This window comes from Microcoleus sp. Pol14D4 (assembly GCF_036701245.1).
Classification (GTDB): domain Bacteria; phylum Cyanobacteriota; class Cyanobacteriia; order Cyanobacteriales; family Microcoleaceae; genus Microcoleus.
The window spans coordinates 18,284-41,762 of the sequence record NZ_JAUBQM010000019.1; the positions used below are offsets into that span (position 1 = coordinate 18,284).

The window sequence follows — 23,479 nt, forward strand, 5'->3', positions numbered from 1 at the left end:
TTTAAGTTAAGTCAGGTAAATCTGCCAGAGGCGGGGCTTTTGACGAGGTTGTCACCCCGCGAAGTCATTGATTCTATCTATGTTCTGACGGGGTTGTCACCCCGTGAAGTGTTTTTATCTTGTTCGGGCAAAACAACACCTGTTTTTAAATTGAATATAATCTACACTTATAGGCATAGAAAATTAACGCAGCAAAAAGTTATTCTAAATTGATCCTGAATATATCGATCGCTCCTGCTCTTGGTTTGCGCTCAATTATTCGGCAAACTCTAATTAAGTGTTGGTTTAGCCGTGATGTATAATTGTCAGATTTCTTAAATTATATGCTGGTAATTAATAGTTAGTAATGGTGTGATTATTGAAGTTTTATGGGTGAAGAAGATTTAATTCATGCCCTCATGTCACTTTTTAGGAATTCCTAAGTGAGTGATGATCTCGTTGCACAGATTTTTGGGTGTTTTGACTTACTACGATCTCCGATGATTCACTTTTACCCCCTCAATCCGCCTACGCTGCCCCTTGGGGGCTGCGGAATGTGGGTTTATACTTTCTCGATCTGTTCTGGCTAGACCATCCCACGGAATTTACAGCCCGCCCGCACCCACGTGACAGTTGGGTTCGGAATGTGGGTTTTTCAAGCTCCCAGATTCATCTGTGGAGTAAATCGAAAATCTAAAATCGTTCGACTGAGCGCGATTTGACGCTCGCGCTAGCCGCACCCTTATACCGAAGTCTAAAATCTAAAATTGACTGATGACCGACTAATTTCCATCCGGGTTGGTAGGAAATGTGACGATAAAATTAGTCCAGCCATTCCTGCTTTCAACCTTAATTTTTCCCTGCAACTGTTCGACAAGTTTTTGAACCAAAGCTAAACCCAAACCTGTACCTCCTTGTTTCCAAGGATCGGCGTTGGGAACTCGATAAAATTTCTCAAAAATTCGAGGCAATTCCTCTATGGAAATAGACGATTGATTGCTGAGTGTAAATTGGATTTCTGAAGCCACAGCACTTGCTTGTCGCGAATTTGTCCTTTGTCCGTCTTGTTCCCAGTCTCCGTTTTTGCACTCAACTTTCAGAAAAATTTCGCCGTCATTGGCAGTATATTTGCAGGCGTTGTTGAGGAGCTCGGCTAAAATTCGTCCCAAACTAGCGCGGTTGGAACTGATCGTGGGGAGGTGGCGATCGCACTCTACTCGCAAATCCTGGTGGCGGTCGTGGGCCCGGCTGTAAAACGGGTCGATAATAGTAGGCAGCCACACTTCTAAGTTTACTGGTTCGAGGTCGATCGGACAAGTTGCGGCTTCAAGCCGCTGCAAATCTAGCAAAGCATTAATCAAATCTGTTTCTCTAGTACATTCTCTTTCTAAAATTTCTAGATAAATCTGGCGCCGATCTAGCGTGGGAGAAATTCTCAGCATATGAATAGCCATTTTTATATTAGCTAAAGGCGTCCGCAGTTCGTGAGAAACGGTGCTGAGAAATTCATCTTTGAGGACGTTTAAATGCTGGAGTTCGTGAACTTTTTGCTGCAATTCGGCGGTGCGTTCTTGGACTTGGCGTTCGAGGTCGGTGTTGAGATTTTGGACTTGCTGATATAGTTGGGCTTGCTGAATGGCGATCGCGATTTGAGTTGCCAGTTGCAGCAGCAAATCCACTTCCGAAGGCTGCCACTGACGGGATTGGGAACACTGATGGACACACATCATCCCCCACAAATTGCCGTCTTGCAAAATTGGTACAATCAAATAAGCTTTGATTTGCGCTTGCTGGAACCGGGCATATTTTTCGGCGCTCAAACAGGCTTGGTCGAGATCCGGAACCGCATAAATTTCCTGTTCGATCACGGAAGCAGATTCTTGCCAAATATTATCCGGCATGATTTCTCCCAATATTGAAGGCCAATTTTCGGCAACGGATTCTGCCACTACAATGCCGTAATTGCTGGACTCTAAATGCAGGATTGCTACTCGGTCAGCTTGCAAAACTTGGCGGACTTCATCGACGCTGGCGTTGAGAATTTCTTCGAGGTTTAAGGATTGGTGAATCCGCAAGGAAATGTGAGTTAACAGCCGATCGCGCTGCAATTGTTCGTGGAGTTTTGCAGTCCGTTCCCGCACCTGCTGTTCTAGTTTGGCGTTGCGGCTTTGCAGCAGTTCAACTTTTTCCGCTTGCAGTTGATAAACCGACTGCTGCAACTGTTTGACAACTCGGTACATTTCGGTGGGGTCGAGGACTCTGAGCAAGCTGGTCTGAGTAATAATTCCCAACAGTTCTCCGCGCCCCCCGCAGACGACCAGCCGCTGCACTTGTTGCTGCTGCATTTCTTTGTGCGCCGTCCATAGGGAATCGGAAGGCTGAAGAAATTGCAGGGGAGTTCTCATGACTTTTTGAGCTGGGGTTTGCTGGAAATTTAGTTCAAGAAACTGTGCCTGCACAAGGTCATATTCGGTAACAATTCCCAGCGGTTGGTGAAAGGAATAGTGAAAAATGGAGGTATAGTCATCTTTGGGCTTCTCCATTGTTAATTCTTTGTTTTTTGTAATCACTACGCAACTGACTTGATGCTCTGACATCAGTTCGGTTATGGTCAGCAGCGAGGCGGTGTGGGGCGCTGTAATTGGCGTAGTCATTAATTCTGCTACCCGCCGCAATTTAAGAATGTTTGAAGGCTGCAATACTTGGCGAATTCTTTCCCGTGTCAGCACTCCTACCAAGTGGCGAAATTGATTGACGATCGGCAAATAGCGAATCTTGTGCTGGCGAAATAAGGATAAAGCGGTAAACACGTCTTGGTCATCGGACTCTGTGAGGGAGACCGACACCGGGGACATCACTTCGGAAATTGGTATTTTGTGCAGGGCTACTTTGTGCTGGTTGTCTATTGTGCCCGAAGCTATCAGCCTCACTAGGTCGGCGGGTGTTAATATGCCGATTAACAGTCCGCGGCTGGGGTTGTCGGATAAGTTGCCTGTGGTAATAGTCTGCTGGTTCTGTACGACGAACACGCAGCTTGCCCGCACCTTTTCCGGCGCGGATGTTTCGGTTATCGCCCCCCGGTCTGCAGGTACAGGTGTTTTGACTAGGGGACAAGTGTTTTGCAACTGACTCATCAGGGCGATCGCCACTGCTAAGGAAGTTTCTGGCCCGGCAGTGAGGGGGTAGCGATCGATCGCTTGTTCTAAGGCTGAGGAGTAAAAGGGCGGGTGGTAGAACGGCATAGTTGATTGCAGGTTGTCAGAGGGCGGCTAACTATCGGGCAAAGCCTTAGGGAACGGCAGAAACACCTCGCCTGTGCTTGGGATTTAAATAATAAACTTTCTCATTGATTATTTCCACGCAATCTGAGCTTTAGATTAATCGTGTCACTTATCCGCAATCTTACTCATCTCAAATCCTGGGGCGGTTTTTACTGCCTGCTTTTCCCGTGAGACTCTCCTATAATCAAAATAACCCGAATGTAAAGTTTTACTACAAGATTTACCCATAATGACAACTTTAAGCTTAGAGCAAATTGCAGCCAAGTTAGAAAGCCAAAATTCCGCCGATCGAATGGTGGCTTTGGCCAACTTGCGGAATGTGCCTGCTGCAGAGGCGGTGCCTTTGATTAAAAAGGTGTTGAACGATGAAAGTTTGCAAGTGCGATCGATGGCTGTGTTTGCTCTCGGCGTGAAACCGACAGCAGAGTGCTATCCTATTCTAGTCAAATTGCTAGAAACAGACCCGGATTACGGCATTCGCGCTGACGCTGCAGGTGCTTTGGGCTATCTGGAAGATATCAGAGCTTTTGATGCTTTGGTGCGGGCTTTTTACGAAGATACTCAATGGCTGGTGCGCTTCAGTGCTGCTGTTTCTCTGGGGAATCTCAAAGATCCCCGGGCTCGCGATGTGCTGCTAAAAGCTCTCGACAGCGAGCAAGTGGTGATCCAGCAGGCGGCAATTTCGGCTTTGGGGGAAATTAAAGATATTGGGGCGATCGATCGCATCCTCAATTTTGCTCAGTCGGAAGATTGGCTGATTCGCCAGAGGCTGGCTGAAGCTTTGGGCAATTTGCCGAGTGTTAAGAGCGTTTCGGCTTTGAAATACTTAGAAAAAGATAGTAATTCTCAAGTATCTAAGGCGGCAACAATTTCTCTCGATCGTCTGTCAAAAGCAGAAGCATGACATAAAACTTTTAGTATGTTGAAAAACCCGGTTTATTCAATAAACCGGGTTAATCCGTATTTTAGCAATCTTAATAAAGTTTATAGAGTATTCAGTAAAACCAGAATGTATTATTTAAGCTGCGCGGCTAAATCGCAAGTTAAAATAGTTGTCTATCTCCTTTAACCCAAACTAACCATGAATCAAGCGCCCAATCCCTTTAACTCAAATCCCTCCAATCCGCTAGACCCCTTGGAGCAAGAAGTTGACGAGCAAGGTGAAGCATTGCCGAAACAGTACCACCCGGCAACTAAAAAAACTCTGCAAAAAGTCTTTATCATCCTGGTAGTGGTGGGGGCAATTATTGGGGGAATTCTATCTATAGGGGTGATTTCGCTGATGCAGAAGGCGGGACTGACAGATGTGCCGGCAAGGGTACAGAACCCTAAGTGAATGGGTAGGGTGAGCGTACCGTCGGCGATCGCCAAGCCTTAATTATAGTATCGTTCCATATCGGGCCCATGTTGCTGGCGCGAAATTAAGATGCGATCGCTCGCCTTCCAAAGAAATCTTAATATTTCCCTTATTTTATTTGATGCAACGGTGTCTATACAATTAAATTCGGTGCTGTAGCAGCCCGCGCAAAAAAAAAATTAAATAAACCCCACTTATTCTGAGTAAGAGAATGTTAATTATTGCCCTATTTATCGCCACGTTGTTTTTAGCATACTGCAATGGTGCTAATGATAATTTTAAAGGCGTGGCGACACTGTTTGGCAGTCAGACGACGAACTACAAAACAGCAATTGGTTGGGCAACGATTACAACTTTTGCAGGTTCAGTATTTTCTATTTTTTTAGCAGAAACTCTGGTAAAAAGCTTTTCGGGAAAAGGGCTAGTTCCAGACGAGATCGCCAATGCCCCAGATTTTCATTTGGCAGTCGCGATCGCTGCGGGTTTAACCGTTATTCTGGCTACCTTAACTGGATTCCCTATTTCCACAACTCACGGTCTTACAGGTGCTCTTGTCGGTGCAGGTTTAGTAGCAATTGGTACTCAAGTTAATTTTACAGCATTGCAGAAAACTTTTCTAATGCCTTTGTTGCTGAGTCCCGTGATTGCGATTCCATTAGCAGCTTTAATTTATGGGCTGTCTCGCTACCTGCGAGTTTATTTGGGAATCCAGAAAGAATGGTGTATTTGCGCTGGTAAAATCCAACAGATTATTCCCATTCCTCAACCGGATGCAACTAACATACTGAAGTGTATCACAACCGCTGATGTCGCGGTCGATTCTCTCGATAAATGCACGCAAAGGTACCTGGGAAATTTCTTACAAATTCCCAGCCAAAAGTTAGTCGATGTTTGCCATTTTATGAGTGCGGGAATCGTCAGTTTTGCCAGAGGATTGAACGATACTCCGAAAATTGTTTCGCTGATGTTAGTCGGTCAATCAATATCAGTTCAGTGGGGAAGTTTAGCAGTAGCTTTGGGAATGGCGATCGGCGGTTTGTTGAATGCTCGAAAAGTTGCCGAAACAATGAGCAAAAAGCTGACAGCAATGAATACCGGTCAAGGACTTGTGGCAAACTTAGTGACGGGATTTTTAGTTATTGCTGCCAGTCGCTATGGACTTCCAGTTTCTACTACCCATGTTTCGGTAGGTTCAATCTTTGGTGTAGGATTGATTTCAAAAAAAGCTAATGTGCGCGTTTTCTATCAGATTCTACTATCATGGATTTTGACCTTGCCAATTGCTGCTGCAATCAGCGGCTGCGCTTACTGGGTGTTGCATCGGTAAGGGAATTAATCGTTAGTCCTAGAAGAGAAAGAGTTCGCAGTTGATTTAGGATTGCCATCAAAGGATAACCATATCAAATCTAAGGGTAAAAAGAAGAAATCTTGCCGGGAGTTGTTGAATAAAAATTTAAGGGTAATTTATGGTTAAAAATTCTACGATCGCGCCGCCTGTTGCAGATAAATCGATCGCTGCTGGCTTTCACGCTCTTTCTGACCCCCTGCGGATTCAGATTTTGGAGTTGCTGCGGGAACAGGAGTTGTGCGTATGCGATTTGTGCGATCGACTCAACGTCACTCAGTCTAAACTCTCTTTTCACCTCAAAGCTTTGAAGGATGCAGCTTTAGTCCGCAGCCGCCAAGAAGGGCGCTGGATTTATTACAGCCTCAATTTAGCTCAGTTTGTCGCCCTCGAACAGTACCTCGCCGAATACCGCCGCTTCAGCCAGATCCTGCCGGCGCGTCCCTGTTCCGACGCGGGTTAACCCATCAACATTTCTTGATCGCTCAAATACTGAGAGGGCTTTTTTGAGGATTGACATATCAAATTTTATTGATATGATGGGATGGAACAAATTAGTTGAGAGCGATGGATGCAACAGATCGTAGGTTAGCTTGTGCTCGGCCAGATTGCAGGCGAGAGGCGATCGCCGAATTTATAGGTACATTTATTTTGGTTTTTGCAGGCACCGGTGCGGTGATGGTTAACAAAACTAGCGCGGGTTCCGTAACTCATTTAGGCATCAGTTTTGTATTTGGTGCAGTAGTAACTGCGATGATTTACGCCCTAGGACACATCAGCGGTGCACACTTTAATCCGGCCGTAACTTTAGGGTTTTGGGCGAGCGGTTTTTTTCCAAAATATAAAGTTTTGCCTTACGTTTTAGCGCAGTCTGCGGGTGCAATCGCAGCTTCTCAAGTGCTGCTAATTACTTTAGGTGAAGTAGCCAATCTCGGTGCAACTATCCCTCTTAATGGTAACTGGTTGCAGTCTCTAATTTTAGAAACTGTTTTGACCTTTATCTTAATGTTTGTTATCCTCGGTTCAGGATTAGATAGACGCGCTCACATCGGCTTTGCCGGGATAGCAATTGGGTTAACTGTAGGACTGGAAGCCGCATTTATGGGGCCGATTACCGGAGCGAGCATGAATCCGGCACGGTCTCTCGGCCCGGCTTTAATTGGCGGTATTTGGAACCACCATTGGGTTTACTGGATTGCCCCTATCTGGGGAGCACAATTAGCAGTCGCAGTTTATCGGGAACTGTCTAACGGATTTCGAGATTTTAATTAAAAGCATCATGGCAAATTTTACGCACAAACCGAGAATTCTGTTTTTATACGGCTCGTTAAGAGAGCGTTCTTACAGCCGCTTGTTGGCGGAAGAAGCGGCGAGAATTATTGAGGATTTCGGTGCAGAGGTTAGGTTCTTTAATCCTCTAGAATTGCCGATTTACGGCAGCGTTCCCGATACTCATCCGAAGGTGCAAGAGTTGCGGGAATTGAGCCTGTGGTCGGAGGGTCAAGTGTGGTCTAGTCCAGAAATGCACGGCAATATTACCGGCATTATGAAAAATCAAATTGACTGGATTCCTTTAAGTATTGGGGCCGTCAGACCAACTCAAGGCCGAACTTTGGCGGTGATGCAAGTCAGCGGCGGTTCCCAGTCTTTTAATGCTGTCAATACTTTGAGAATTTTGGGCCGCTGGATGCGGATGTTTACGATTCCGAACCAGTCTTCGGTGGCGAAAGCTTATCAGGAGTTTAATGATGATGGGACGATGAAGGATTCGCCTTATCGCGATCGCGCGATCGACGTAATGGAGGAACTGTACAAGTTTACCTTGCTGTTGCGGGAGCAAACCGACTATTTGACCGATCGCTACAGCGAACGCAAGGAACAAGCCGCTAAAGAGGCGATCGCACTAGCAAATCGCGCTCTTGAATTACCGGGCGCTTAGAAACCGCCGGAACTCCGCCAACAACGAATAACCAACAACTCACAACCAACAAAAACCATGAAAAAAGTAATGTTTGTTTGCAAAAGAAACTCCTGCAGATCGCAAATGGCCGAAGGATTCGCTAAAACCATCGGAGCCGGCATGATTGGAGTCACCAGTTCCGGGTTAGAATCAAGCAGAGTTCATCCGACAGCAATTCAAGTCATGTCAGAAATCGGCATTGATATCACCGATCAAACATCCAACCCATTAAGCGAATTCAATGCAGAAGACTACGATGCCGTAATTTCTCTCTGTGGCTGCGGCGTGAATTTACCCGAAGCGTGGGTATTGCGAGAAGTGTTTGAAGATTGGCAACTCGACGATCCCGACGGACAACCCATCGAAACTTTTCACCGCGTTCGAGATGAAATTAAAGCACGAGTGGAAACATTAGTTGACTCTCTCAAGTAAGATTAATAGTCCGACACGCACGGGTGGTCAGAAACCGGGTTTTTTTCTCATAAGATGCGTTACATCCCGCAAAAACGGCAAAAAACCCAGTTTCTTGGGTTTTGATGCGTCCAGAACTATTAGAATTAGTGCTAGATTATGAGAGGCGTTCTGTCGGAACGCCTCTACATTCGTTGCGAGCAAAGACCAAAAGGTTAGCACATGATTCAGACAGCAGTCACGCCTTTCAAAAACAAAATTAACTCAGCTTTAACTAAAAAGCAGATTACAGTTTTACAAATTAATCTCGGCAAACGCTGCAACCTGGCTTGCACTCACTGCCACGTTGAAGCTAGCCCGAACCGAACAGAAGAACTTTCCCCGGAAATTTGCGACCAATTAATTGAAATTATCCACCGCTTTCCTCAAATTAAAACTGTCGATCTCACCGGCGGTGCTCCCGAAATGCTTTACGGTTTTAAACCGCTGGCGGAAGCTGCCAGGGCGGCAGGTAAAGAGGTAATTGTTCGTTCTAATTTGACGATTTACTTTGAAAAAGGTTTTGAAGATATTCCCGAATATTGCGCGCAGCATCAACTCAGAATTGTGGCATCGCTTCCCTGCTATCAAGCTGACAATGTGGACAAAATGCGCGGCAGCGGTGTTTTTGACAGTTCAATTCGGGCGCTGCAAAAGCTAAATCAGTTGGGATACGGGAAAAACCCAAATTTAATTCTCGATTTGGTGTACAATCCACAAGTGCCGACAACAGACAAATTTTCGCTAACACCGGAACAAGGCAAGTTAGAGCAAGATTACAAGGTTTATTTAGCCGAACATTTTGGGATTTGTTTTAATCAATTGTTCGCGATTACTAATTTGCCGGTGGGACGGACTAAGTTTCATTTGGAACATAAGAAACTGCACAAACCTTATCTCGGGTTTTTGGAGGAGAATTTTAATCCCGGTACTCTGGAACATTTAATGTGTCGTAACGAATTGTCGATCGACTATTTTGGCAATGTCTACGACTGCGATTTTAACCAAATGGAAAATTTGCCGGCGAAAACTGGCAGCGGGGAAAAGATAAATACTGCTAAATTGCTCGCATCTGGCAGTTTAGATGTCATTCAAGAGGTGCGAACGGCTGCTTATTGTTACGGCTGTACGGCAGGTTGCGGTTCTAGCTGCGGCGGTACTTTGATTTGAGAAGGAAGAAGGAAGTTCGGCAACGGATTCTGTAACGGATGTAACGGATGTAACGGATGTAACGGATGTCAGTCCGATGGAAGTCGGAAGAAGGAAGAAGGAAGAAGGAAGAAACTATGCTCTTGGGCCCGATTCCCGATTCCCGATTCCCCATGCTTTTGGGCCCAATGTCCCATGCCCGTATTATTGAGAGTGGAGATTTTAAGCAATGAATGATTCGCGATCGCCCGATGAAAATCCGCCAACATCAAATAGGTGGAAGCTGATTTTAGGGATTGGTTTAGCTGTGGCTTTGATTGTGGCGGCAAAGTTTTTTAACTTTCAAGGAATTCTGAAAAATGCCCTGGAGTCGATCGCGAGTCTCGGCCCGTGGGGCCCGGCAGCTTTTATTCTAATTTACATTATCGCAACGGTTCTATTTATCCCCGGTTCTTTGCTGACTCTCGGTTCTGGCGTTTTGTTTGGAGTCGTTGGCGGTTCGGTTTGTGTTTCCATCGGCTCGGTTTTAGGCGCAACTTGCGCTTTTTTGGTAGGGCGGTATTTAACTCGCGACTGGGTTTCCAAACAGATAGAGGGCAATCAAAAATTTAAGGCGATCGACTCCGCAGTTGCCTCTGAAGGATGGAAAATTGTGCTGCTGACGCGGCTTTCTCCCATTTTCCCGTTTAATTTACTTAACTATGCTTTTGGAGTCACGCAGGTATCTCTAAAAGACTATTTTTTCGCATCTTGGATTGGTATGATTCCCGGAACAGTCATGTATGTTTATATCGGTTCCCTGGCCGGGAGTTTGGCTGCACTCGGATCTAGCGGGCGATCGCGCACTACTGCTGAGTGGGTTCTCTACGGTATTGGTTTGGTAGCAACGATCGCCCTCACCGTTTATGCAACCCGCTTCGCCAAAAAAGCTTTAGACGAAAAAATTTCTCCTTGAAGCCAGACCACAAATTAGTCAAACTGTCAATAAGTATTTACCTCTACATTAGAATACATTGCTAATTTAAAAAACTCCGTATTTTCTCTATGTTATTTACAATTATTTTGTTATACAAACGAGATAGATATTAAAGATATCGTAAAGCAGTTACCTCAATTAGGTAAACCGAAGGTCAAAATATAAAGCTGATGCCAAAATAGAAGGCGAGCGTGCGATCGGAATAAGAATTGTTTGCAGTCAGGAATGCAAGCCATACCATTTTAGATTTTAGATTGGGAATGACTGATGCCTACTAGGGTTGGGAGTACCGGCCTACAGTTGCATTATTTTCTGAAACTGGTCTCACGACTTGGCTGATATTAATTCTGCCGAATGACGAATACCGTTTGATGAATTTGATTCGGAGAGAACATTTGATGATGCAAAACCCAGCAAATCAAGCCGGATCAGTGTCTGCGCCGCCGCCACACCAAGCAAAAAAGCTGCGCCACTTTTGGGACAACATCAGTAGTTCTGCTCAATCGCGGTGGCAGCAAGCGCATAGTCTTTGGCAGCACAGACGGCAGCGCCGCCATTTGCTGACCCTGCTAATTCTGGCCACCACGGCTTTAACCATTAGCACAACTGCTTGCATCAGCTATTTTTTTGTGCGCGGGCTAATCCTCGACAATTTAAAGGAAATAGCACTATTAAAACTAGAAAAAGGCACTGACGAAATCGACCGCTGGCTCAGCACTCGCAAAGCAGAAATAGAAACCCTTGCTTACGATCCTACGGTTAGCACTCTCAATTGGAAATTAGTCGAACCCAGGTTGCAAGGAGAAATATACAGGTTAAAAGAGTATTTCATCCTGTCATTAACTCAATCCGACGGCTCATTTATCAACACTCTAGGTAACCGCGCGAATAGCAAAGACCGCCAACACTTTAAAAAAGCAATGGCAGGGCAGCTCAACGTTTCCGACCCGCTGATAGGCCGCAGTACAAAAGTTCCGACGATCATCATTTCAGCTCCTATTTGGGCCTTACCTCCCGCTCCTAATAAAGTAATTGGAGCCCTATCGGGCAGCATTAAATTAGACCGAGTAACATCTGTCGCTAACAGCTTGCAGTACGGTTCCGACAGTTATGCTTTTGCGCTCAATTCACAAGGAGTGCCAATTGTTCATCCCAACAATAACTTAATCGGAAATATCGACTGGCCTGCCCCAAGCTTTTTAAAGTCACAAGACCCCGCACTCTCCACAATTGCGCGGCACATGATCGACCGCCAGAAGAACATCGAACTGGTAAAAATAGATAACAAATGGGTGTATGTGGCCTATGCTCCCCTCAAGGAAGTTAACTGGTCGATGGCTTTAGTAATTCCCCGCGAAAATATTGAATCCCAACTGCAAGCATTAAATTTGCTGACATCGGTCGTGGCCGGACTGCTCGGCCCAGCAATGCTAGGAGCAATTTGGCTAATTTACTCCTCCGAAAACAATCGCGCTCAAGCTGAGCGAGAAGCCATGCTCAACCGAATTGCTGGACGCATTCGCGCTTCCCTGGAATTAGACAAGATTGTGCAAAGTACAGTCGAAGAAATAGTAAGTTTACTGCACCTAGAACGGGCTGCTTTTGGGTGGTACAAACCCAAAGAACAAATGTTACACATCCTATGGGAATGTTGCCCATCTGATTGTTCGACGCCCGCTAAGAAGTTTGAGTCTTACTTTGTCGGAAATTTGTCAATACCGAGTGGCCAATGCGAGCCAATTATTCTTTCGAGGGACACTTGGGCGGAGGGTGCAGCTCAAACGAACGAAATTAAAAAAGCTAATAGCTATTTAGCGGTTCCTGTCCACACTCAAAACCAGCCGCAGGGTTATTTAATTTGCAGCCACGTTAGTCATTGGCTTTGGAGCCGGGAGGAAATCCAGCTATTAAAAGCTGTGGCAGACCAATTGGCGATCGCAATTACTCAAGCTCACCTTTACAGTCAAACGCAAGACCAAGTAAAACTGCTGAATAGCGCCTTAAATGAACTGAAAAAAACTCAAACTCATTTGGTGCAGAGCGAAAAAATGTCATCCCTAGGTCAAATGGTGGCGGGAATAGCGCACGAAATTAACAACCCCGTTAACTTCATTTCGGCTAATTTGCCTCACACCAGCAAATATACTAAAGATTTATTAGAGTTGGTGAGTTTGTACAAAGAAGCCTTCCCAGAGGTTCCCCAGGAAATCGCAGATTTCACCGAAGAAATTGAGTTAGAATTTATCGAGGAAGATTTGCCACATATATTGGATTCTATGAAAATAGGAACTGAACGCATTCGCAGCATCGTTCTTTCTTTGCGTAATTTTTCTCGCCTAGATGAATCCGACAAAAAGCAGGCGGATATTCACGAAGGTATAGAAAATACCTTGCTGTTGCTCTCCAACCGCATCAAAAATAGAATTTATATAGTCAAGAAATACGGAAAAGTGCCTTCAGTAGAATGCTATCCGTCTCAGCTCAATCAGGTGTTTATGAACTTGCTGAGCAATGCGATCGATGCCTTGAACGAGATCGATCGCCTGGATAAAATTATTACTATTTCCACGGGAGTAGTTCGCGAACATGGCGGTAAATTTCTGAAAGTGGCGATCGCCGACAACGGCCCAGGCATTCCCGACAGCGTTAAAGACCAAATTTATAACCCATTTTTTACTACCAAACCCGTGGGCAAAGGCACTGGTTTGGGGTTAGCAATTAGCTACAAAATTATAGTAGACGGACACGGCGGCAGCATCGAAATTTCTAAACCTTCGGGCGGCGGCACGGAGTTTTTGGTAAAAGTTCCTATTAGTAACGGGAAATAATACCATTTTAGATGTTAGATTTTAGATTTTGGAATACCCGATCGAACAAGCTTTTGAAGCTGGTATACAGTTGCATTTTTTATAAAAACTGGTATAAGAAGAAAGTGCGAAAGGAAGCCCACGGATTTGGTAAGCGAGGTAACTGATAGAGGGGAGAGGTTCGAGGGGTTCAACGGTTTGAATTCATGCTAAGCTGACGGCCGTTGGCTAAAATTATAAGAGTTTTTGTTAAAGGTGTTTTATGGCTGTTGGCAAGGATACAATTTTCGAGCGCTTTTTGTCGCCCCTGATTCGACTGGCGATCGACGAACAAGCACTGAAACGACTCTATGAAGGTATCGACTGGGAAACAGCGGGCGATCGCTACCGACAACCCAACTTAGTTTATCCCGAATATTACAGCAGCCAAAACTTTCACGGCATTAAAGGTGGCTACCTCAACCCCAGTGCCGCCGTTTCCTACGATCCCATCACGCAATATGTTTTGCCTCCCCACGAAACAGTCGTCAGGCAAGGCTTAATTGACGCTGTGCGGGTGAAACCGCGCCGAATCATCGATTTGGGATGCGGCACCGGTTCTACAACGCTCATGCTCAAGCAAGCTTTTCCCCAAGCAGAAGTTGTCGGGCTGGACTTGTCGCCTTATATGCTGGTAGTTGCCGACATGAAAGCGCAAAAAGCCGGCTTAAATATCGAGTGGTTGCATGGAAATGCCGAAAGCGTTGCTTTTGCCGATGCCAGCTTCGATTTAGTAGCAGCTTCCTTGCTGTTTCACGAGACGCCGCCTGCTGTATCGCGGGCAATTTTGCGAGAAAGCTTCCGACTGCTGAAGGTTGGGGGACAAGTGGCAATTTTGGACGGAAATCAAAAAACTTTGCGGCAGACACAGTGGCTGACTGATATCTTTGAGGAGCCTTATATTAAGTCTTACGCGGCTGGCAGCCTCGATGCTTGGGCGGGGGCGGCTGGATTTGCGGCGGTGCAAACTCACGAACACTGGTGGACTAATCAGGTGACGCAGGGCGTGAAACCTTTGCCGGGGGAAGATTTGGAACAGGCAAAGGTGGCGAGGGGGTGGAATTGGGGCGATCGAACTCCTGATTTTGATGGCGATTTACCAGGCATTCCAGCTCCTGCTTGATTTACATAATCACTGCCGACTAAAATAACCACCGACTGCAAGTCGGGGCTACAGAAACAAAGTCCGCCTTCGCGGACTGAATAATAACTAATAACCAATAACTCATAACTAATAACTAATAACTAATAACTAATAAATCATAACTAATGACTCTCAAAGCAGTTTTATTTGATTTTAATGGCGTGATTGTTAATGACGAGCCGATTCACGAAAAAATAATCGAACAATTGATGCTCGATGAAAATCTCCAGCTCAAACGTGGGGAGTTTCGAGAAGTTTGTTTGGGAAAAAGCGATCGCGCTTGCATTACCGAACTGCTCAAGCGCCGAGGACGATATCTAACAGAAACATATCTCGATCGGCTGCTGCAACGCAAGTCCCAAGCTTACAAAGCTCAAATAGATACTTTGGAGAAACTGCCGATTTATCCCGGTTTGGCAGAATTTATTGACAAAATTCGGGTCGCCGGACTGAAAATGGCCGTAGTTAGCGGGGCAATGCGATCGGAGATAGAATTGGTGTTAGATCGGGCCGGTTTGGCAGCAAACTTTGAGTTAATTGTCGCAGGTGACGACTTGACGGCGAGCAAACCAGCACCTGACGGCTATCTATTGGCTGTCGAACTTCTCAACCAGAAATATCCCGAATTTAACCTGCAACCGATCGAGTGTTTGGCGCTAGAAGATACTTTTGCGGGGATTGAAGCAGCGAAAAAAGCGGGGATTCAGGTTGCGGGTGTGACTCACACTTACCCGTTTCACATGATCCAGCGCCAAGCTAATTGGACGGTGGACTATTTTACTGATTTAGAGTTGGACAGAGTGGCCGCACTTTGCTCGATCGCTCCCACTGAGCCGGCTGCGGAAAACACTTGACGTTTTTAGCAGTTACGTGCTAGTGTAAGTGACGGTCTGCGAACGTGAGAGCAACCAAGACCTATAAACCTTTTAGATTCGGCAATCCGGCATCTAAAATGCTAAATTAAAACTCAATCAGGGGAATTAGCTCAGTTGGTAGAGCGCTGCGATCGCACCGCAGAGGCCAGCGGTTCGAGTCCGCTATTCTCCATAAATCAGGGGCATTTCTACAGGTGACGATCGTACTCAAAGCGAAGTGCGATCGTCACCTGCTTTCATACTCGCCTATTTTATGCGATCGACCGGATTGCGGCCTAAGTTTTAGCATCAATAATCTGTTGAGAGCGAGAAACCCGGTTGCTATTTTGTGCGATCGACGCAGTTGCTGCCTAACTGGTAGCATCAATAAGATAATTTCTGTAAAGAAACCGGGTTTCTCATTACACACTAATTGCTGAAAAGACGTATTTTGGTGTCTAAACCCGGTTTCCCAAAAAAATCCGGTAAGCCCGCGATCCCAACCCTGATGTCATCAGTCCATCTAAAATCCAACATGATTTCAGCCCGGTTTCTGTCGCAGTTACCCTCAATCCCCACAAAACATTCAATTTCTCAAAAACAATAAGTTTTGTAGCTAAAAATACAACAGTCTGCTGAAGCGAGTCTTAATATCAAGTCGCTATGTGTTATTATTCTCAATCATCTGACTCATCTATTCAAGAGTAACAAGAAAAAATGACAAAGCGATTCGATCGGCGGAAATTTATTTTATACAGTTCTGCTACCCTAACATCAAGTTTATTTCTCAAAGCTTGTAGAACTCCAACTCAAACAGCCACTCCCGCAGCTTCTCCCACATCAACAGGAACTACACCAGCAGCCGGGAGCGGAAACACGATAAAAGTAGGAATTTTGCATTCGTTGAGCGGCACGATGTCAATCAGCGAAAAAAGCGTGGTCGATGCCGAACAATTAGCGATCGAAGAAATCAATAAAGCTGGTGGCGTCCTCGGCAAACAAATCGAAGCAGTAATAGAAGATGGCAACTCAGACTGGCCGACTTTTGCCGAAAAAGCCAAAAAATTGATCGACCAAGATAAAGTTGTCACCGTCTTCGGCTGCTGGACTTCCGCCAGCCGCAAAGCCGTATTGCCGGTATTTGAAGAAAAAAATCATATGCTCTGGTATCCCGTACAATACGAGGGTCAAGAGTGTTCCAAAAATATTTTTTACACCGGCGCGGCACCAAACCAGCAAATCGAACCAGCAGTTGATTGGCTGCTAGAAAATAAAGGCAAAAAATTCTTTTTAGTCGGGTCCGACTACGTTTTTCCCCGCACGGCAAATACCATTATCAAAGCCCAGCTAGCAGCCAAAGGTGGCGAATTAGTTGGGGAAGATTACATTCCTTTGGGCGGGACAGAAGTTACGCCAATTATTACTAAAATTAAGGCAGCTTTGCCAGATGGGGGCGTCATTTTCAATTCCCTCAACGGCGACAGCAACGTAGCATTTTTCAAACAGTTGCAGGGTGCAGGTTTGGGGCCGGACAAATATCCGTCAATGTCTGTCAGTATTGCTGAAGAAGAAGTAAAGGCGATCGGCGTAGAATATCTTAAAGGCCATTACGCCGCCTGGAATTACTTCATGACTGTAGAATCTCCGGAAAATACAAAATTTGTGGAAGCTTTCAAGGCAAAATACGGCAAAGATAGAGTGACAAATGACCCGATGGAAGCAGCTTATATCATGGTGTACCTGTGGAAGCAAGCCGTCGAAAAAGCAGGGACAGCCGACGATTTAGAAAAAGTGCGGGCAGCAGCTTTGGGTCAAACCTTTGACGCGCCGGAGGGCAAAGTTACGATGGAAAACAACCACCACATCTCTAAATTTGTGCGCTTGGGCGAAGTGAGAGAAGACGGTTTGTTTAACATCGCTTATGCTACACCAGAAGCAGTGAAGCCGGTGCCTTGGAATCAATTTGTCGCTGAAACAAAAGGCTTTGCTTGCGATTGGTCAGACCCCGCAAAAGGTGGAAAATTCAAAGCTTGATAAGTCGGTAATACCAATTTTGTTAACGTTGGTAACGTATATTCGATTGCCCTAGGGCGTGTCTTTAAACCCGGAGATCCCCCCCGGCCCCCCTTAATAAGGGGGGAGTAAGAGCATTCAAAGTCAATCTCTACTTCCTTAATAAGGGGGAACTGGAGTCTCCTGGCGTCACCCCTACTCCCCTTAAGAAGGGGGAACTGGACTCTTCAAAGTCCCCCTTCTTAAGGGGGATTTAGGGGGATCTAGACTCGGCTACAAGCGAAATATACAGAGGGTTTTAGTTCTAAGTTGACAGCAATTGGATAAAATCCGCCCCTAATTATCCGCGAACAAAGTTAACAGACTTGATGCAGGAGTAACAAAATTGGCGATATTAGATGGTTTATTTAACGGCATTAGCATCGGCGCTGTTTTACTAATTGCAGCCCTGGGACTAGCGATTATTTTCGGGCTGATGGGCGTAATTAATATGGCTCATGGCGAGTTGATGATGCTGGGGGCTTATACAACTTTCGTGGTGCAAAATGTCTTCAAAGGTATGGGAGGATTTGCCTTTGAAACATACATTTTCTTTGCGATTCCCTTAGCTTTTTTAGTAGCTGCCTTGGTAGGATTAATTCTAGAACGCGGAGTGATTCGCTATCTTTACGGGCGGCCGCTAGAAACTTTGCTGGCAACTTGGGGCGTAAGTTTAATTTTGCAGCAGTTTGTCCGCAGCGTTAGTTGGGTTCTGGTAATTGGGATTGCGGTGTTTTGTTTGCTGTTTTTTGGCGGTTTGCGGGTGCTGAAATCTCGCATGGATTTCGATCGCATTCGCAGCAAAATTATTGCCATAATTTTGCCTTTATCTTTGGCTATTTCCTGGGCTGTGAGCGCCTTTGTAGGGCAAACTTACAAACTGGCAGTAACTCAACCTTGGTTTGGCGCTCAAAATGTGGACGTAACTGCACCGCAATGGTTGCGGGGCGGCATACCGCTGGGAAATTTTCAGTTGCCCTACGCCCGAATTTTTATTATTGTCCTTACCGGAATTTGTTTGGCGGGAATTTACCTATTTTTGCAAAAGTCTGTGTGGGGATTGCGGATTAGATCCGTGACGCAAAATCGCAGCATGAGTGCGTGTTTGGGAATTCCTACCGAACAAGTAGATGCGCTGACTTTTGCTTTGGGTTCGGGGTTGGCAGGTGTGGCTGGGTGCGCGATTAGTTTGATCGGTTCGGTAGGGTCAAATACCGGACAAAATTATATAGTCGATACGTTTATGGTGGTGGTTGTGGGCGGTGTCGGCAAGATTGTGGGGAGTGTAGTTGCTGCGATCGCGATCGGCACTGCAAATTACCTGATCGGTTCGGGAACCTTAGCATTAATGTTCGCTCCTATCAAGCCTTTAGCCGACTTCTTCACATTTTTCGCCACAACCAGCATGGCAAAAGTAATGGTATTCGCCTTAATTATGGCTTTTCTGCAAGTGAAGCCGGGAGGGATTTTCCCGCAAAAAGGGCGGACGGTAGAAAATTAAAAATTACAACTGCGAGTGTAGCGAAAAATGCAGAAAACACATCAAAAACCCTGGCTAAAAGAAGCGGCAATTGTCAGCGCGATCGCCCTCACATTCATCTTGCTCATCCCAGGAATACTCCCCGATGTTAGGCTCAATCAATTAGGGCGATTTTTAGCACTAGCAATTGCCGCCCTCGGCATAGACTTGATTTGGGGATACACGGGTTTGCTCAGTTTAGGGCATGGAGTGTTTTTTGCGATCGGCGGTTACGCTTTCGCCATGCACCTAAAATTGCAAATTCCCCCAACCGCCAGCAGTCAATTGCCAGAATTTATGAACCTCTACGGCGTTACCGAACTCCCCTGGTTTTGGCAACCATTTTATTCATTTCCTTTCTCAGCATTAGCAGTAGTTCTCATCCCCGCCATCTTGGGCGCACTTTTAGGTTATTTAGTATTCCGCAATCGAATTCGAGGCGTTTACTTTTCAATTCTCACACAAGCAGCAACCATTGTATTTTTCAACTTCTTTAACGGTCAGCAAAAACTGATTAACGGAACCAACGGACTCACCGACTTTAAAACCCTGTTCGGAGCCACAGTAAATGACCGAGATACTCAATATATTTTCTACATTCTCACCATACTATTTTTAGCAGCAACTTACGCCCTGTGTCGATGGTTGACCAGCGGGCGTTTTGGCCGGCTGCTAGTAGCCATTCGCGACGACGAAGTGCGACTGCGTTTCTCAGGTTACAATCCCACAGGCTACAAAGTTTTAGTCTTTGCAATTTCCGCCGGTTTAGCCGGGATTGCAGGCGCATTATTTACAGTACAAACCGGAATTATTTCGCCAAAAGCAATGGATATTGCCTTTTCAATTGAAATGGTAATCTGGGTGGCAGTGGGAGGTCGCGCCACATTATCGGGAGCAATATTGGGAACACTGTTAGTCAACTTTGGTAAAAGTTTCTTGAGCGAACAATTCCCCGAAGTGTGGCTATTTTTCCAAGGTGCGCTATTCCTCATAGTAGTCACAGTGCTGCCCGACGGCTTAGTCGGCTGGCTGCAACATCAAGGTTTCGGCCAAATCCGCAGGTTGTTCAGAAGACCGAAGTACGCATCTACTTACCCCAGCCTGGAACAAGACCCCCAAGTGCAGCTCGAAAAAGAAGAACTTGAACATTGAGTGCAAAAATATCGTGTAATTTAGAAGGATGCTGACATAAATAAATGTCACCTACAACAGACAAACAAAGCAATCGCCATAGACTTGGCAAACGCTGCATTTATCTCTGTCTGAGGAGACGCAATATATATGTCCACCTACTTAGATATCCGTAGCAAGTAGCTTCGTTCTTTAAATTGAGGGGCAACATATGGCAGATATTATTGACTACAAAATTTACGGCGACGATTTGCAACTCATCGAGATTGAACTCGACCCTAGAGAAGGCGTCAGGGCTGAAGCTGGAACCATGACATACATGGAAGGCGACATCCAAATGCAAACATCCACAGGCGGCGGCTTATTTCAAGGTTTCAAACGAATGCTCACAGGAGCTGGTTTTTTTATTACCACCTTTGTCAACGCCGGAAATCGCAAGGCCCGCGTCGCTTTTGCCGCCCCCTATCCGGGTAAAGTAATTCCGCTAGATTTAGGCCAACTTGGCGGTAAATTTTTGTGTCAAAAAGACTCTTTTCTCTGTGCGGCCAACGGCATTGAAATTGAGGTAGCATTCACCAAGAGGCTCGGTGCCGGTTTCTTTGGCGGAGAAGGTTTTATTCTGCAAAAATTGCAGGGTGACGGGCTAGCTTTTGTTCATGCGGGAGGAACAATAGTTGAGAAAAATTTAGGAGTTGGCGAAGTGTTGCGAGTAGACACCGGCTGTTTAGTAGCTTTTGCAGCGAGTGTAGATTACGATATTCAGTTTGTTGGCGGGTTTAAGAATGCTTTGTTTGGAGGTGAAGGCTTGTTTTTGGCAAAGATGACTGGGCCGGGAAAAGTATATGTGCAAAGTTTGCCACTCTCGAAGTTAGCTGAACGGATTTTAGCTGCTGCTCCACCTCCTATTTCGAGCAGTTCTAGCAGTTTTAGTTGAGAGTAGAATAACCATTTATGTGCTTGTGTAGGGTGCGTCAGCCAGCAGATTTTCCGGCTTACCCAGAGACTGTTAACTGACGCACCTTCTCAGAGAAAATCAGCGCTGTCAGGTGCGTCAGCCAGCAGATTTTCCGGCTTACCCAGAGACTGTTAACTGACGCACCCTACCTGGAAAAATCAGCTATGAATGGCAAAGTATTAGAAATAGAAAACTTGACTGTTAGTTTTGATGGTTTTAAAGCCATTAACGGTTTAAATTTCAGCATGGATGCGGGCGAACTACGAGTTATTATTGGGCCCAATGGTGCGGGCAAAACAACTTTTCTCGATTCGATTACCGGGAAAGTGCAGCCGACAGAGGGCCGGGTGTTATTTAAGGGACAGAATTTACGCAAGTTGTCCGAAGATAGGATTTCGCGCTTGGGAATTGGTCGCAAGTTTCAGACGCCGCGAGTTTACTTGAATTTAACGCCACGCGAAAATTTGGAATTGTCTTGCAGCCGCCATAAAAATGTTTTTTCGACTTTGTTCAAGCCTGCTTCTGCTGCTGAAAAACGCACGGTTTCCGGTTTGTTAGAAACAATTGGTTTAGTTGCTAAAGCTGATATTTCGGCTGGTTTGCTTTCTCACGGGGAAAAGCAATGGTTGGAAATTGGAATGTTGGTGGCTCAATCTCCTGATTTGTTGTTGGTAGATGAACCTGTGGCGGGTTTGACGGATGAGGAAACGATGTTAACTGGTGAGTTGCTAATTTCGCTGGCGGAAAGTCATTCGGTGTTGGTAATTGAACACGATATGGAGTTTGTGCGGCAAATTGCGCGGCAGGTGACGGTGTTGCATCAGGGTGCGGTTTTGTGTGAGGGGACTATGGATGAGGTGCAAAATGACGATCGGGTAATTGAGGTATATTTGGGCAAACCGGAAGAGTAAGAGGAAGGAAGTTCGGCAACGGATTGTGTAACGGATGTAACGGATGTAACGGATATCAGGAAGAAGGAAGTTCGGCAACGGATTTTGTAACGGATGTAACGGATATCAGGAAGAAGGAAGAAGTTATTTGGTAGTTGCTACCAATTCTCATGCCCCATTACCAATTAAAAACTATGCTACAAGTCTCTAATTTGAATGTTTATTACGGCGAAAGTCACATTTTGCGCGATGTCGATTTAAGCGTCATGGCGGGGCAAATGGTTTGCTTAATCGGTCGCAATGGTGTGGGCAAAACTACTATGCTGAAAACGATTATGGGGTTGCTGCAACCGCGCAGTGGCACTATTGCTTTTGGCGGAGAATCTATTGCTTCTAAGTTGACTCACCAGCGGGCTAGATTGGGAATTGGTTATGTGCCTCAAGGGCGCGAAATCATTCCACGTTTGACGGTCAAAGAAAATCTATTGTTAGGTTTGGAAGCGAAACCAACCAAAATCAAAAATCCTGAAGTTCCTGATGAAATTTTTGATTTATTTCCTGTTTTGAAAACTATGCTCGATCGCCTCGGAGGTGATTTGAGCGGGGGACAGCAGCAGCAGTTAGCTATTGCTAGGGCTTTGATGGGTGAGCCGCAGTTGCTGGTTTTGGATGAGCCTACGGAGGGGATTCAACCATCCATTATTTTAGATATTGAAGCTGCGGTGCGCCGCGTAGTTGCGACTAGGGGAATTTCTGTTTTGTTGGTGGAGCAACATTTGCATTTTGTGCGGCAAGCTGACTGGTATTATGCTATGCAAAAAGGCGGGATTGTGGCTTCTGGAAGCACTAGCGAGTTAAGTGATGAGGTTATTCAGAGGTTTTTGGCTGTTTGAATAGAATTGAAGGAAGGCACGACACGGATTTTGACGATGACAGCAAGCGCCTCAAAGAGCAAGAAGGGCAAGCGTTTAGATTGGAAAAATGGCTTATTCGTCTGGGTTCGCTTGGTATTCTGCGATCGCAGTTTGGATTTCCTCGGCGGAGACATTTGCTTGTTCTGATTTCGAGTAAATCAGGTGTAAAACAACTTGAGTCGGTTATTCAACTTGATAAATCAAGCGATAACCGCCGCTCTTACCAACTTGGGCATCACTGTTTTTAGCCCGGACTTTGTAAACGGTGTATTGAGTCCCTGTAATCTGGTTTCCTATGAAGTTTCCTTGGATAAGCTCATCAAGGACTGGCTGAATATCGGTTTGAATTTGGCGATACTTTTTAGCGAGTCCTTTGAGGCGACGTTTGAAAAGTACCGTGAATGTAACTTGGACTGACATATCAGACATTGATACCGTCCCAGAGTTCCGATATGGGAAAGGTTTGTCCCGCTTTGGCTTGGTGGAGGGAGGCTTTCAGATCGGCGAGGATTTGCTCGTTGGAGTCGGTATCTGAGTCAAAATCTGAGTCGAAGTCTGGGGCGATCGCGGATTGTGTCCGACTGGTCAAAAATTCCAGAAATGCCAGGGTTTGCTCTAAAAGTGGCTCAGGAGTCCGTTCGATCGCTTCGAGAAGGCGTTGTTTAATCGGCGACATA

The 23,479-nt window shown here is 45.7% G+C and carries 22 protein-coding genes and 1 tRNA gene; 20 read left to right on the forward strand and 3 right to left on the reverse strand.

Annotated elements, in window-relative coordinates; genetic code table 11:
- Nucleotides 1-761: 761 nt before the first annotated feature.
- Nucleotides 762-3,221, reverse strand: a complete 2,460-nt coding sequence (locus QUA33_RS09855; RefSeq protein ID WP_333148460.1) for a CBS domain-containing protein — start codon at nucleotides 3,219-3,221, stop codon at nucleotides 762-764.
- Between the two features lie 268 nt (nucleotides 3,222-3,489).
- Between QUA33_RS09855 and QUA33_RS09860 the strand changes: the two genes are divergently transcribed.
- From QUA33_RS09860 to QUA33_RS09955, 20 genes are all read left to right on the forward strand, one after another.
- Complete coding sequence (locus tag QUA33_RS09860) at nucleotides 3,490-4,164, forward strand: HEAT repeat domain-containing protein (RefSeq protein ID WP_333062888.1); 675 nt, start codon at nucleotides 3,490-3,492, stop codon at nucleotides 4,162-4,164.
- 177 nt (nucleotides 4,165-4,341) lie between these two features.
- Complete coding sequence (locus QUA33_RS09865; protein WP_333075830.1) at nucleotides 4,342-4,596, forward strand: hypothetical protein; 255 nt, start codon at nucleotides 4,342-4,344, stop codon at nucleotides 4,594-4,596.
- A 232-nt stretch (nucleotides 4,597-4,828) separates the two neighbouring features.
- Nucleotides 4,829-5,944 (forward strand): inorganic phosphate transporter, encoded by a 1,116-nt coding sequence (locus QUA33_RS09870; RefSeq protein ID WP_333148461.1) that lies wholly within the window; start codon nucleotides 4,829-4,831, stop codon nucleotides 5,942-5,944.
- Between the two features lie 139 nt (nucleotides 5,945-6,083).
- On the forward strand, nucleotides 6,084-6,425 hold the full coding sequence (locus QUA33_RS09875; RefSeq protein WP_333148462.1) for a metalloregulator ArsR/SmtB family transcription factor: 342 nt from the start codon (nucleotides 6,084-6,086) through the stop codon (nucleotides 6,423-6,425).
- Between the two features lie 104 nt (nucleotides 6,426-6,529).
- Nucleotides 6,530-7,234 carry an MIP/aquaporin family protein gene (locus tag QUA33_RS09880; protein ID WP_333148463.1) on the forward strand — a complete coding sequence of 235 codons (705 nt, stop codon included), beginning with the start codon at nucleotides 6,530-6,532 and terminating at the stop codon, nucleotides 7,232-7,234.
- A 7-nt stretch (nucleotides 7,235-7,241) separates the two neighbouring features.
- The gene (gene arsH, locus QUA33_RS09885; RefSeq protein WP_333148464.1) at nucleotides 7,242-7,901 is read left to right on the forward strand and encodes an arsenical resistance protein ArsH; all 660 of its coding nucleotides are present in this window, start codon (nucleotides 7,242-7,244) and stop codon (nucleotides 7,899-7,901) included.
- A 57-nt stretch (nucleotides 7,902-7,958) separates the two neighbouring features.
- Nucleotides 7,959-8,354, forward strand: coding sequence for an arsenate reductase, glutathione/glutaredoxin type (arsC, locus tag QUA33_RS09890; RefSeq protein WP_333148466.1), 396 nt, complete (start codon nucleotides 7,959-7,961; stop codon nucleotides 8,352-8,354).
- A 201-nt stretch (nucleotides 8,355-8,555) separates the two neighbouring features.
- Nucleotides 8,556-9,542 carry an arsenosugar biosynthesis radical SAM (seleno)protein ArsS gene (gene arsS, locus QUA33_RS09895; protein WP_333148467.1) on the forward strand — a complete coding sequence of 329 codons (987 nt, stop codon included), beginning with the start codon at nucleotides 8,556-8,558 and terminating at the stop codon, nucleotides 9,540-9,542.
- Nucleotides 9,543-9,750: 208 nt separating this feature from the next.
- Entirely contained in the window at nucleotides 9,751-10,476 is a 726-nt protein-coding gene (locus QUA33_RS09900; protein WP_333148468.1) for a TVP38/TMEM64 family protein, read from the forward strand.
- A 419-nt stretch (nucleotides 10,477-10,895) separates the two neighbouring features.
- Nucleotides 10,896-13,325, forward strand: a complete 2,430-nt coding sequence (locus QUA33_RS09905; protein WP_333148469.1) for an ATP-binding protein — start codon at nucleotides 10,896-10,898, stop codon at nucleotides 13,323-13,325.
- Nucleotides 13,326-13,566: 241 nt separating this feature from the next.
- Nucleotides 13,567-14,466 (forward strand): class I SAM-dependent methyltransferase, encoded by a 900-nt coding sequence (locus QUA33_RS09910; protein ID WP_333096283.1) that lies wholly within the window; start codon nucleotides 13,567-13,569, stop codon nucleotides 14,464-14,466.
- A 146-nt stretch (nucleotides 14,467-14,612) separates the two neighbouring features.
- Nucleotides 14,613-15,341 (forward strand): HAD family phosphatase, encoded by a 729-nt coding sequence (locus QUA33_RS09915; RefSeq protein ID WP_333096285.1) that lies wholly within the window; start codon nucleotides 14,613-14,615, stop codon nucleotides 15,339-15,341.
- Between the two features lie 120 nt (nucleotides 15,342-15,461).
- A tRNA-Ala gene (locus tag QUA33_RS09920) sits at nucleotides 15,462-15,534 on the forward strand.
- Nucleotides 15,535-16,058: 524 nt separating this feature from the next.
- A complete protein-coding gene (gene urtA / locus QUA33_RS09925) occupies nucleotides 16,059-17,375 on the forward strand; it encodes an urea ABC transporter substrate-binding protein (RefSeq protein ID WP_333148470.1) in 1,317 nt (438 codons plus the stop codon).
- Between the two features lie 364 nt (nucleotides 17,376-17,739).
- Entirely contained in the window at nucleotides 17,740-18,894 is a 1,155-nt protein-coding gene (locus QUA33_RS09930) for an ABC transporter permease subunit (protein ID WP_333148471.1), read from the forward strand.
- A gap of 27 nt (nucleotides 18,895-18,921) precedes the next feature.
- Nucleotides 18,922-20,064: an urea ABC transporter permease subunit UrtC gene (gene urtC, locus QUA33_RS09935; RefSeq protein ID WP_333148472.1), complete on the forward strand. Its 1,143-nt coding sequence runs from the start codon at nucleotides 18,922-18,924 to the stop codon at nucleotides 20,062-20,064.
- Nucleotides 20,065-20,254: 190 nt separating this feature from the next.
- Nucleotides 20,255-20,977, forward strand: a complete 723-nt coding sequence (locus QUA33_RS09940) for a TIGR00266 family protein (protein ID WP_333062861.1) — start codon at nucleotides 20,255-20,257, stop codon at nucleotides 20,975-20,977.
- 185 nt (nucleotides 20,978-21,162) lie between these two features.
- The gene (gene urtD / locus QUA33_RS09945; protein ID WP_333062859.1) at nucleotides 21,163-21,909 is read left to right on the forward strand and encodes an urea ABC transporter ATP-binding protein UrtD; all 747 of its coding nucleotides are present in this window, start codon (nucleotides 21,163-21,165) and stop codon (nucleotides 21,907-21,909) included.
- Nucleotides 21,910-22,082: 173 nt separating this feature from the next.
- On the forward strand, nucleotides 22,083-22,781 hold the full coding sequence (gene urtE / locus QUA33_RS09950; RefSeq protein ID WP_015175091.1) for an urea ABC transporter ATP-binding subunit UrtE: 699 nt from the start codon (nucleotides 22,083-22,085) through the stop codon (nucleotides 22,779-22,781).
- A gap of 36 nt (nucleotides 22,782-22,817) precedes the next feature.
- Nucleotides 22,818-22,949: a hypothetical protein gene (locus QUA33_RS09955; protein WP_333148473.1), complete on the forward strand. Its 132-nt coding sequence runs from the start codon at nucleotides 22,818-22,820 to the stop codon at nucleotides 22,947-22,949.
- A gap of 36 nt (nucleotides 22,950-22,985) precedes the next feature.
- Here QUA33_RS09955 and QUA33_RS09960 read toward each other — a convergent pair whose 3' ends face one another.
- Both QUA33_RS09960 and QUA33_RS09965 read right to left on the reverse strand, forming a co-directional pair.
- On the reverse strand, nucleotides 22,986-23,222 hold the full coding sequence (locus tag QUA33_RS09960; protein WP_333148474.1) for a hypothetical protein: 237 nt from the start codon (nucleotides 23,220-23,222) through the stop codon (nucleotides 22,986-22,988).
- Nucleotide 23,223: 1 nt separating this feature from the next.
- A complete protein-coding gene (locus QUA33_RS09965) occupies nucleotides 23,224-23,478 on the reverse strand; it encodes a hypothetical protein (RefSeq protein WP_333036453.1) in 255 nt (84 codons plus the stop codon).
- Nucleotide 23,479: the final 1 nt, after the last annotated feature.

Excerpts from the sequence above, each read along its gene's own strand:
- urtE (WP_015175091.1), top strand. The coding sequence starts at position 22,083 with ATGCTACAAGTCTCTAATTTGAATGTTTATTACGGCGAAAGTCACATT.
- QUA33_RS09870 (WP_333148461.1), top strand. The coding sequence starts at position 4,829 with ATGTTAATTATTGCCCTATTTATCGCCACGTTGTTTTTAGCATACTGC.
- QUA33_RS09955 (WP_333148473.1), top strand. The coding sequence starts at position 22,818 with ATGACAGCAAGCGCCTCAAAGAGCAAGAAGGGCAAGCGTTTAGATTGG.
- QUA33_RS09940 (WP_333062861.1), top strand. The coding sequence starts at position 20,255 with ATGGCAGATATTATTGACTACAAAATTTACGGCGACGATTTGCAACTC.
- QUA33_RS09900 (WP_333148468.1), top strand. The coding sequence starts at position 9,751 with ATGAATGATTCGCGATCGCCCGATGAAAATCCGCCAACATCAAATAGG.
- QUA33_RS09965 (WP_333036453.1), bottom strand. The coding sequence starts at position 23,478 with ATGTCGCCGATTAAACAACGCCTTCTCGAAGCGATCGAACGGACTCCT.
- QUA33_RS09875 (WP_333148462.1), top strand. The coding sequence starts at position 6,084 with ATGGTTAAAAATTCTACGATCGCGCCGCCTGTTGCAGATAAATCGATC.
- arsS (WP_333148467.1), top strand. The coding sequence starts at position 8,556 with ATGATTCAGACAGCAGTCACGCCTTTCAAAAACAAAATTAACTCAGCT.
- QUA33_RS09865 (WP_333075830.1), top strand. The coding sequence starts at position 4,342 with ATGAATCAAGCGCCCAATCCCTTTAACTCAAATCCCTCCAATCCGCTA.
- QUA33_RS09960 (WP_333148474.1), bottom strand. The coding sequence starts at position 23,222 with ATGTCAGTCCAAGTTACATTCACGGTACTTTTCAAACGTCGCCTCAAA.
- QUA33_RS09855 (WP_333148460.1), bottom strand. The coding sequence starts at position 3,221 with ATGCCGTTCTACCACCCGCCCTTTTACTCCTCAGCCTTAGAACAAGCG.
- QUA33_RS09910 (WP_333096283.1), top strand. The coding sequence starts at position 13,567 with ATGGCTGTTGGCAAGGATACAATTTTCGAGCGCTTTTTGTCGCCCCTG.
- QUA33_RS09860 (WP_333062888.1), top strand. The coding sequence starts at position 3,490 with ATGACAACTTTAAGCTTAGAGCAAATTGCAGCCAAGTTAGAAAGCCAA.
- urtD (WP_333062859.1), top strand. The coding sequence starts at position 21,163 with ATGAATGGCAAAGTATTAGAAATAGAAAACTTGACTGTTAGTTTTGAT.
- urtC (WP_333148472.1), top strand. The coding sequence starts at position 18,922 with ATGCAGAAAACACATCAAAAACCCTGGCTAAAAGAAGCGGCAATTGTC.
- arsC (WP_333148466.1), top strand. The coding sequence starts at position 7,959 with ATGAAAAAAGTAATGTTTGTTTGCAAAAGAAACTCCTGCAGATCGCAA.
- QUA33_RS09915 (WP_333096285.1), top strand. The coding sequence starts at position 14,613 with ATGACTCTCAAAGCAGTTTTATTTGATTTTAATGGCGTGATTGTTAAT.
- urtA (WP_333148470.1), top strand. The coding sequence starts at position 16,059 with ATGACAAAGCGATTCGATCGGCGGAAATTTATTTTATACAGTTCTGCT.
- QUA33_RS09880 (WP_333148463.1), top strand. The coding sequence starts at position 6,530 with ATGGATGCAACAGATCGTAGGTTAGCTTGTGCTCGGCCAGATTGCAGG.
- arsH (WP_333148464.1), top strand. The coding sequence starts at position 7,242 with ATGGCAAATTTTACGCACAAACCGAGAATTCTGTTTTTATACGGCTCG.
- QUA33_RS09905 (WP_333148469.1), top strand. The coding sequence starts at position 10,896 with ATGATGCAAAACCCAGCAAATCAAGCCGGATCAGTGTCTGCGCCGCCG.